Raw genomic sequence first — 10,728 nt, 5'->3', positions numbered from 1 at the left:
AGGTCTAATTGCAGAGAAAAAGCTTTCACAGACGTAATTACGTTTGTGAAAGCTTTTTTATTTGGATGAATGAGTTAAAGTAGTGATAATATTTTAATTTAATAAAACCTTTCTCGTTTTTTAAGGTCTAATATATAGAAAGGGGGATTTTGGGTGATAGCTGAACAACTTATCAAAAAGGCAATAAAGGGGAATGACGAAGCCTTTTTAATAATTATGAATGAATACAAAGTGGATTTATTTAAAACAGCCCTCGCTTTTTTAAAAAATGAGGGTGACGCACTAGAAGCTATTCAAGAAGTGACATTTCGCGCCTATAAAAATATCCGCAAATTAAGAAATGCTCAATATATTAAAACGTGGTTGTTTCGAATTATGATTAATTATTGCAATGATCAACTTAAAATAAAGAAACTTCATGTGTTCGCTGAAGACGAAATCGAAAATATTGCTTTTTCAGAATACTACGATGAGCTTGAAATAAAGGATGCGATGTTAAAACTAGATGAACGATCTCGTGAATTATTAACGCTGAAATACTTTAACGATATGAAGATAAAAGAAATTGCCGAAGCAATGCAATGCCCAGAAGGTTCGATAAAAACATGGTTGCATAAAGCACTGAAGCAATTAAGAGTCATATTGGATGAGGAAGGAGCGGATTCACGTGTTTGAAAAGGAAGAGAAGAAACTAACTGATTTTCGAAAAAAATATGAAGATGTATCGATTCCAGTGGAAGCATTAGATTTGGCGATTATGAATGGGTTCAAAAAGGCAAAGCATACAAAAAAGACTCGTTTTAAAAAATGGGGCTATGCCTGTGTAGCGACTTTTATTTTTTTTGGTGCCTTTTTTACAACGATACGAATTTCGCCCGCATTTGCATCTTACATTGCATCTATTCCGGGGATGGAAGGAATCGTTGAGTTAATTAGTCATGATAAAGGAAAGCTCGCTGCCATTTCAAATGAGTATTATCAAGAAGTTGGCGTTTCAGAAAAAAAGAATGGCGTTCAGCTCACAATAGATGGAGCGATTGCGGACGAAAATGGGATTGTTTTGTTTTATTCTTTAAAACCAGAAAAAAAATATGAATGGATGGGGATCGATAAAGTTAATTTAAAAAATTTGGATGGAGAGGAATTAAATCAAGCCTCTTTGAGTTATGGTCCCCCTTTTATTCCCGAAAATAGCTCGACTTACAATGGGATGATTGAATATTTCTTTAAGGAGCCTTATGACGCGCAAGATTTTCAGCTTGATTTAACTTTAGAAGCAGACGGTTACTCTCAGGAGCTTAGTATGCCTTTTAGTCTGAAAGAAAATATAAAGGCAGCAAAGCAGCTTCCTATTAACAAGGATGTAACGATGGAAGGCCAAAAAGTCACTTTTATCCGAGCTGAAATCTATCCGCTGAGAACAGCACTCCATATCAAGAGGGATCCAAATAACACAAAGAAAATACTAAATTTTGATGATTTACGCCTAGTTGATGAGAATGGCGAAATATGGAGTAAAATTAGCAATGGAATATCGGGTTCACGTATTTCTGATGATGAGGAAATCGTTTATTTACAAAGCAATTATTTTAACGAACCTAAGGAACTTTATTTAGAATTTAACAAAATCCAAGCCATCGATAAGGATGAGGCCGAGTTGGTCGTTGATATAGAGAGGGAAAGAATTATTAAACAGCCAAAAGGAAACTCCATCAATCCTCAAGTGTCGGTTTCCGGAAATGACTTGATTTTTTCGATGAGAACAAAAGAAGAGTTTTCATACTTTATGTTCAATACACCGAAAGATCGTGAGGGCAATGATTTGGATTCATATGCTTTTTCTACTAGCAATATAGGAGATGAGGATAATCCAACATATGAACAGCGGATTAATATTCAAAATCTTCATTCAGTGAAAGGCCCGATCTCCTTTGAACTTTCCTTTTACCCTTCATGGATAGTAGGCTCTGAAAAAATTAAAATTAAATAGACAAGGATTTTTAAGTTAAGGTGATAGAACCTTAAAAACTAATATAGACGCAAAGTAGCTTGAGGAATGAAAAAGGATATTCGGGCTAAGGGCTATTAAGTAAAATTTATAGAAACTAAAATGAGTCTGTAACATAACTAAAATTACTTCTTTATACGCGAACATTACACTAATATAGCGGAGGAAATATACGCAGACTCCTCGAAAATGCTATCGCATTTCCTTCGTGAGATGTGGATTCGAAGAAGCTTAATCTGGGTCCTGCGGGAAGTGGGAGATCGGTGAGACCCCACAGGGCGTTAGCCCAAGGAGGCTCACCACTCCCCCGCGGAAAGCGAAGTATATTTCCGGAGCGGGTAAATCCACACTCTACAATATTGTTCGGATTTATCGTGGGTGAAAAACTTTTGTCCCAATCTGCTATTCTCCATTTTTATTAGAATCTTTCATGCTCTTGTGACTTCCGAGCATGTTACAAGAAGGCTAGTAAAATCCGCTTTTAGTAATTTCTGCCTTATTTTGGAATCCTAAAACTTACAGTCGTTCCTTGATCAAGTTGACTGTTGATAATTAATTCAGTCCCAAAGAGTTGTTTTAACCGCCTGTGAGTATTTCGAATTCCAACTTGACTAGCGTAAGAATTACTTAAGATTTGATTAATTTGACTTTCTTCCATCCCCACCCCATCATCGATAATCGCTATTTCATAATGCGTAACATCTTCCACAATCCGAATGCAGATTGTTCCTCCTCCTACCTTTTGAAGTACTCCATGGTTAATCGCATTTTCTACAAGAGTTTGGATAGATAATGGAGGAATTTGGATGTTTATTTGTTCCGGAATATCCCATTTCACTTTTAACCTATCAGCAAATCGAACTTTCTCAATATATAAATAAGATTGTACTAGTTTAAGTTCGTGATCAAAAGGGACGAGTGTTTGAACATTTTGGATATCAAAACTTCTTCGTAAATAATGTCCAAATTCCTCCAGTAACTTAGACATCTGTTCTGGATCTATTTCACTAAGAGATGCGATCATATTTAATGTATTAAAGAGAAAGTGCGGTTTAATTTGTGCTTGAAGCCACGCTGCTTCCATCCCTAGTTGGTCTTTCACTGCTTGTTTTAAATCAGTTAATGCTTTTACGCGAGCTTGTAACTCAAGGGCATCGACTGGTTTGGACACGTAGTCATTGGCACCTGATTGAAAACCGGTATAAATATCCTCTAATTGATTTCTTGCTGTCAACAGCAAAATTGGTAGCTCAGACAATGTAAATTGCTGACGAATCTTCACCGCTAGTTCATACCCTGACATGTTAGGCATCATGACGTCAGAAATGACTAAATCCCAATCACCAGTTTGAATAGAGGCAAGGGCTTCTTTCGCGCTAGAGGCAGTCGCAATTTCATGAGCATTCCTTAATATTTGACTTAGGATTTTACGGTTGACAGGGTCATCATCTACAATTAAAATTTTGGACCGTTGAATATGAGAATTTACCGTTTCTTGATCCGTTAAGACAGGCTTCATTTCAAAGAGAGAGCTGTCATTCCTTTCCGCTGTAGCAGCTGCTTCATTTTCACCTTTAGGTTCGCTTGCTAAAGGTAGAGTGAAGGAAAATGTGGAGCCTTCGCCAAGTTTCGATTCCACTGAAATTTCCCCTCCGTGTAACTCCACAAGTTGTTTGCAAATCGAGAGACCTAAACCAATTCCGGTCCCAACAGAGGTTATCCCAGAATCTTCTTGCTCGTATGGAAGGAAAATTCTTTTCAACATTTTCTCGCTCATACCAATTCCAGTATCTTTTATAGAAATAATAGCCTCGCCATTTTTTTGTTCAGCACTAATAGCAATAGATCCTGCATGTGTAAACTTGATCGCATTATGGAGCAAATTGTACACAATTTGAATAAGGCGATTTTGATCTGCATAAACCAGTGGAAAGGAAGTTGGAATATCGACCTGAAATTGTACATTATTTTTGTCCTGCATTACGGAGAGCATATCATGAACACCAAATAGGATACTAGGAAGTTTTAGTCCCTTTCTGTTTAGCTGAATATAGTTTTCTTGTAATTTAGTAATATCAAGAAGATCATTTAATATAAAGTTCATTTGCTGTCCGATCCGCACGAGCAACTGTAGATCATCTTTATTTTTTGCGGTTAACAATTGACGATTTTCGAGTAGCAATGTTTGAGCAATACCAATCATTCCTTGTAACGGATTCCGTAATTCATGAGAAGTATTAGCCAAAAATTCATTTTTCTTTTGATCTGCTTTTTGCAGTTTCTTCGTTTGCTCTTCATTTTGCTGAACAATTTCCATATGGCGATTTAACAAGAGCAAGGCGATCATCATAATGGAAATAATAAAATCAAAAGGATAATAGGGGATATTTGTTAAGTTGGCGTTCCCCGCCGTTCCCCATAACATGTTTAGCGTATAACTTGTGATAAATAATAATATAAAAATGGCTCCAGAATGTCCTTTTCGAACAGCCTTAAACGTTTGTGTAAATAAGAAGTAAAATGCACTGAAATATACTATCATCATCCCGAAGGCTAAAAAGTAATAATATTGATAAGGAACAACCAGATAGGCAATAGATAAACTCGTATAAAGAATGAGAAATACTGAAAAAGACTTAGTTTTAGCTTGGAAATAGGCTTTTATAAATTGCATGAGAGCAAATAAGGTACTGATGAAAATCAATGACAATAATCTATGGTACCATTCATAACTAATGGGCAAAGCTACGATCATATCATCATCTATTAAATTAGTAAAAGCAGCTAAAACTAGCATTAAACCGTAATAAAAGAGTTCTTTTCGATATCTGCCTTTACCAAACCAAAACAAACCAAAGGCGTATATACCATGGAATAGGTAGATAACGAAAATAACCGTTTGCAATGTTAAGGACTGATGAGCTTCTTTATTAATGGCATGTTCTGTCCCAATCTTAATAGATTTTACGATACCGCCCTCATGAGGAGTTTCATGATTTGATACATGAATTGACAGCTCGACCTCATGGCTGTCTGGATGAAATAAGACCGCTATCGGTCTCTGTTTTGCTTCTGTACCACTAGAATCTTCAACAGCTTGGCCAGACTCGGCAATAAGTTTTCCGTTTATAAAAATATTGGCTGCAGTTGCGATTTCCTGAATACGAAATCCATAAAGAGATCTATCGTTTTCAGGAAGGATAATTTTTAAACGATAGGTACCGTATCCTAATGCCTGTTTTTGATTATCTGGTTCCAATATTCCCTTCCAATTTCCAGGAATATCAGTATAGACTTTCTCTATACTGTCTACTTTTCTATTATCTTCTAATAGAAAAGTATTTGGGTAAAACTCCCATTCCCCATCAAGCGGGATAGTCATTTTATCATCAAATTCCCAAGTGCTTAAATTGAGAATACCGTCCTTTGCTATAGGGTGTTCGGGAAGTTGATAATAGAGAATCCATCCAATCCGAAAACTAGTTAATAAAATTGTAAACAGGGTAATAATAAGAAAAATTCTCTTTTTCGAAAGTATCTTATTCGTATTCAACATACAATCAATCCCTTGAGTATTCTTTAGGTTTATCATACTCATTTGGTATGTAAATTGTAAGAGCCTAAATGGAAAATCTGAGGGAGTGAATGACTTTTACTTGAACTAGTAGTCATCGATTCATTCATCTAAAAGAAATAGCAGGGATCCATACAAATCCCCACAATTTCTATTTCCAAAATTAATAAATCCAAGTGCTAACTACTTTGTATTTTTCTTTTTAGCTGCGTTTTCTAATTTTGTTTTAGGTTGCTCGGCAGCAAATTCTGTATCGGCGTATCCTTGAGGATTGACACTTGGAGCTTGTTGCCCTCTATTCGATGAATCTGTTTTAGCACGTGGATTTCTTTTTTGCCTACTCATTTCATTTCACCTCACAGTAGATTTCAAAAGGTATTATGACCAAAAAGATGAAAACTACTCGCGGCCTTTCGAACTTATTTTATTTAAAAAATCTATCAATCTTGCAGAAGGCTATTAAGAAGATTATGATAATAGGGAATACAAATATAAAAGAGGAGAAATGACCATGAGTGACATGCTTGTCCCACTTTATAATTTGCCAGCACGCTCCCCATACAATAATGATAGCGTTACCATTCGGAGAGCACTTGCTCCAGAGAAACAAGTTGTGATTGATTGGGTAAAAGAAAAATTCAATCAGCGCTGGGCCGATGAATGTGAGGTTGCTTTTTCTCGTCAACCTGTATCCTGCTTTATCGCTATTGAAGAAGGGAAAATGATTGGATTTGCTTGTTATGAATCCACTTGCCGCAATTTCTTTGGACCAACTGGAGTAGACGAATTGGCCCGTGGAAAGGGAGTAGGTACCGAATTGCTACTAGAATGTATGGAGGCCATGTATGCAGAAGGTTATGCCTATGCAATAATTGGCGGGGCTGGTCCTAAAGAATTTTATGAAAAAACAATTGGTGCGATTGAAATTCCCGGATCCAAGCCAGGTATATATAAAGGAATGCTTTAATAATATTTTATTTGTTCAAAATAGCCTTGACTACAATAGTCAAGGCTATTTTGAATATTGGTCATAACTTGGAAACATTCTCTGATATCGGTCATATACATGAGAAAATTACATATACCTTGATCTCGAAGAATAGTATAATAAAATCGTTACACCATGATAAACACATCGGAGCGAGATTAAATATATGGTAGGAACTTATAATATTTATATTGTGTTACTCTCTGTCTTAATTGCTATTCTTTCCTCTTATTCCGCATTGAATATTGCTGCAAAGATTTCTTATGCAAGAAGGAAAGTTAAATTCTTTTGGCTTTTATCAGGTTCACTTGTTATGGGGAGTGGCGTTTGGTCGATGCATTTTATTGGGATGCTAGCAATCCATAGTCATATACAAATGAAGTACGATGTCCTTCTTACTATCGTTTCTATGTTAGTGAGCGTTGTTTCGTCCTTTATTGCTTTTTACTTAACAATGCAAAATATAATAAAACCATATAAAGTGGCTGTTGGAGGATTTGTTCTAGGCAGTGGCATTCTTCTCATGCACTATATCGGAATGGATGCCATGACGACTGTAGATATATCTTATTCTTGGGGCTTCTTTCTTCTTTCAGTAGCAATTGCCTATTTTGCTTCCTACGCAGCTTTACTATTGTTTATTCGCTTTAGAATGCAACAATCGTCTAGTTGGTTAAAGTGGTTATCAGCGATCATAATGGGCTTTGCTATTTGTGGGATGCATTATACGGGAATGGAGGCAGCTACATTCCATAGTATGGACATTGTAAATCACTCTAAGGCTTCCAATCATTTTCTTCTTTACGGAGTCACCGTTACCATTTGTTTTATTTTATTTATCTCATGGTTTGTAATGTTTTTGGAACGTCATTTACTTGAAAATATGGCTTTTCAAGATTCTATAACGAGGCTGCCTAACCGAAATGCGATGAATCGTTTTTTCGATAACTACCTTGGGGATGAGCAGATTGGGGTTATGTACATAGATTTAGATCATTTTAAAATTGTCAATGATACGTTAGGCCATGATATGGGAGACTTACTCGTTCATAAAGTAGGAATTCGTCTTAGACGATTTATTCAGAAGGATCAACAAGTTTTTCGAATAGGAGGCGATGAATTCCTACTTATTGTAAAACAATGTGACGAGAAAAGGGCTAAGCAATTAGCGAAAGAAGTTTTACAGCAACTGACTGAAATCTTTTATATTCATGGAAATGAATTGTTTGTCACCGCAAGCATCGGAATTAGTATAGGATGTTTACGGTCCGAGCGGTCGCACCTTCTAAAGAAAGCTGATACAGCGATGTATAAGGCAAAAAGTTTAGGGAAGAATCAATTTTTTGTTTATGATGAACAGATTGGTCAAACAGAACTGCGACGAATGGAAATAGAAAGGGACTTACAATTTGCCTTAGATAATCAGCAATTTTACCTCGTTTATCAACCGAAATGGAATGTCGGTAAAAATAGCTTGCATGGGTTTGAGGCATTGATTAGGTGGGAACACCCGCGTTTAGGATATATACCTCCAGGCGAATTTATTCCGATTGCGGAAGAAACAGGTATTATCGTTCCTATTACAAAGTGGGTTATGGAAGAAGTTTGCCGACAATCTAAACTATGGCAGCAAGAAGGTTTAGTTCAACCAATTTCTGTTAATATCTCAATCCGACTATTTCAAATAGATAATTTGGCTGAGAAGGTGCGCTCCATATTAGATCAAGAAAAATTAGATGCACAGTTATTGGAGTTGGAAATAACCGAGTCGATGCTTTTTACTGATTTGAATCAGGTATTTAATCAACTTAAAAGTATTCGCGCGTTAGGTGTGAAAGTATCTTTAGATGATTTTGGTTCTGGTTATTCTTCAATCGGTTTACTTGACCGTATTCCGATTGATACATTGAAATTAGACAGGCTGTTTACTAATGATTTAGATACTTCAAGTAAACGTGCAATTATCAATGCCATTATTTTAATGGCTGAAGAGCTTAATTTAGAAGTTGTTGCGGAAGGAATTGAAAATAAAGAACAGGTCGATTTTCTCTATCAACTTGGTTGTCGAGTTATTCAAGGCTACTATTATGGAAAACCAATGAAGGTAAAAGAAGTGAAAAGTTGGTTAAATGGGATTATTGATGATGAAGCTGTATTTACGTAAATTTGCTAAAAAGACAAAAAGTCGCCTTCAATGAAATGGCGACTTTTTGTATACAATATTATTCTTGATCACTATTAGGTAGTACTTTCTGTTTAATTCCAGCTAGTTTCTGCGTATTATCTGGTTTTGCTGCATTGATCGCATAGAGAGATTTTATGGATTCACCGTCTTGCTCAGACCCAGAAACAGCAATTAATTCGCGATTATCAAGGAATCCTTTTATTTGTTCGACCAATTGATTTAGCATTTCATCAGACTTATACATGCTTAAAATATAACGAGCACTGCTAAGAGTGTTTGTTCCAGATCGCGCTTGCGTGCTTGTTAATAGTTCAGTTACTAAAAACCAGCTACTATATGACGTTCTGACAACTGTATTTTCACTACGAACCGAGTCTGTAATTGCCATACCAACTGACAGCTTGGACTCTGAATAAGTTCCTTCTCCTTGAAATTGGATTAGGTAGCTCTTAAAAAGCATTTCTCCCCAATATAGATGCGCTAAAGTCAGCAGTGAAATCCCAATAATACTTAGAATTCCTGGGAAGAAGATAAGATTGAAAATAGCATGGATACTGAATCCATCATTCATTCCTTGGCTAAAAATAAATAGTAAAAGTGCTGATAATATAACAAAGCTATGTCCGACAACAGCAATGCCGAAGCGTAATCTTTCTAGTAATGGCGGATAATATTTTTCCTGAAAAATAGGTTGCGTTTCTTGGATCATATCTCCTTGAAAACTGCCTTTGTCCATACTGCCTTCCATATTTAAAGTCGGATTTAATTCGCGATAAACTCTATTGGGAATTTCTTTATAACGAAATTCGGCCATTTCCATATCTAGTGCACGGAAGAAATCTTTTGGATGAACATTTTCACTCCAATGATTTCTATCCTCAGATACTTCTGTAATAGGTTCCGTAATATTCGCTCTTAATTTAGCAAGCATAAATCCTACAGTACAAATGACAATACTTAAAAGTAAAATAGTGATAAGTGCTAATGTAGGATTAAATGGAGCCGCTGGGAATTTTACTCCTTGTCGCAATAACACTTCGGCAATGGCAGGTGCCAAAATAGCGATAATACTGACCCATACGATTTGCGAGTTTGATCCGAAAAATAGTTTACGATGAGTAACCTTTTTAACCGACAAAGGTGTTCTTAACCACATAAGTAATAAATAAATACAAACTCCAATACCTAAAAAATGGGAAAATGAAGATTCGGTTAATTTCGTAAGTCCTACTCCACCTGAAAGTAGAGCTAATAAATAAATGAACAGTACTATAATGGTTGATCCGGTATTTCGTATTAAGATATGTAGATAATTCCTCATCGAAATAGGCAGGAAAATAAATTTAGGAAAAACTCCATACACTAATCGTTCAAAGAGTGTAACTGGTTCATGAAAAGTTAGGTTTTTTCTTCCCATGATCATTTGTTCAATCTCATTTGAGTTATAGTAAACATTAGGCTCATCTGTATGCTTTTCACTGCGAGCCATATTTTTCGAAAGACTTGATGGCACACCTCTACCTACATAGAAACGAGAAATCTTAAACAAGCCTTTTGCAAGAAAGTTAACCCCTGCTGTCACGAGAATAAGTCCTACGACTAAGCTTTTCCAACCAAAGGCCAACCCGTTTTCAATAATATTGGAACGAACTGACAAGATGGCAAACAAACTAATTACTAAAACGACTGCTCCACCAATAAGATATAACAATCCCTCTTGTTTAAACGGGTTTTTTATATCTGGTGAATCTGATCCGTATTGAAATGACAAATACATCCAACCCCCAATAATTCAAAATATCCACATTAATTATAGCACGTTTTACCTATTTGAAATGATGATTATTTTGAGATCTTTATCAAGAATTAAAGAATGTAAAAAAATAGGTCAATAGTCCTTTATTTGAAATTTGTAAACAAATTCCTTCTAACAAAATAGATCGTTTAATTATATACTTTACGGGAAAAATACA

At 35.8% G+C, this 10,728-nt stretch carries 7 protein-coding genes; 4 read left to right on the top strand and 3 right to left on the bottom strand.

Annotated features, from left to right (window positions below; genetic code table 11):
• Window positions 1–153 precede the first annotated feature (153 nt).
• Window positions 154–675 (top strand): sigma-70 family RNA polymerase sigma factor, encoded by a 522-nt coding sequence (locus BN1243_RS09665; RefSeq protein ID WP_062106329.1) that lies wholly within the window; start codon window positions 154–156, stop codon window positions 673–675.
• Window positions 668–1,990: a DUF4179 domain-containing protein gene (locus BN1243_RS09660; protein WP_062106327.1), complete on the top strand. Its 1,323-nt coding sequence runs from the start codon at window positions 668–670 to the stop codon at window positions 1,988–1,990. Before BN1243_RS09665 ends, BN1243_RS09660 begins: the two co-directional genes overlap by 8 nt.
• Window positions 1,991–2,504: 514 nt before the next feature.
• On the opposite strand, the gene BN1243_RS09655 is transcribed toward BN1243_RS09660, so the two are convergent.
• The gene (locus tag BN1243_RS09655) at window positions 2,505–5,606 is read right to left on the bottom strand and encodes a hybrid sensor histidine kinase/response regulator (protein ID WP_084781871.1); all 3,102 of its coding nucleotides are present in this window, start codon (window positions 5,604–5,606) and stop codon (window positions 2,505–2,507) included.
• Between the two features lie 159 nt (window positions 5,607–5,765).
• Window positions 5,766–5,927 (bottom strand): small, acid-soluble spore protein L, encoded by a 162-nt coding sequence (gene sspL, locus BN1243_RS09650; RefSeq protein WP_062106325.1) that lies wholly within the window; start codon window positions 5,925–5,927, stop codon window positions 5,766–5,768.
• 166 nt (window positions 5,928–6,093) lie between these two features.
• Between sspL and BN1243_RS09645 the strand changes: the two genes are divergently transcribed.
• Window positions 6,094–6,549, top strand: coding sequence for a GNAT family N-acetyltransferase (locus BN1243_RS09645; protein ID WP_062106323.1), 456 nt, complete (start codon window positions 6,094–6,096; stop codon window positions 6,547–6,549).
• Between the two features lie 187 nt (window positions 6,550–6,736).
• Window positions 6,737–8,734: a bifunctional diguanylate cyclase/phosphodiesterase gene (locus tag BN1243_RS09640; RefSeq protein WP_062106321.1), complete on the top strand. Its 1,998-nt coding sequence runs from the start codon at window positions 6,737–6,739 to the stop codon at window positions 8,732–8,734.
• Between the two features lie 58 nt (window positions 8,735–8,792).
• Here BN1243_RS09640 and BN1243_RS09635 read toward each other — a convergent pair whose 3' ends face one another.
• A complete protein-coding gene (locus BN1243_RS09635; RefSeq protein ID WP_154669833.1) occupies window positions 8,793–10,526 on the bottom strand; it encodes a hypothetical protein in 1,734 nt (577 codons plus the stop codon).
• Window positions 10,527–10,728 lie beyond the last annotated feature (202 nt).

Source organism: Bacillus niameyensis, assembly GCF_001375535.1.
In the GTDB taxonomy this organism is placed as follows: Bacteria; Bacillota; Bacilli; order Bacillales; family Bacillaceae_C; genus Lederbergia; species Lederbergia niameyensis.
The sequence above is the reverse complement of the archived record's forward strand: the minus strand, read 5'-3'. Positions and strand labels throughout refer to the sequence as shown.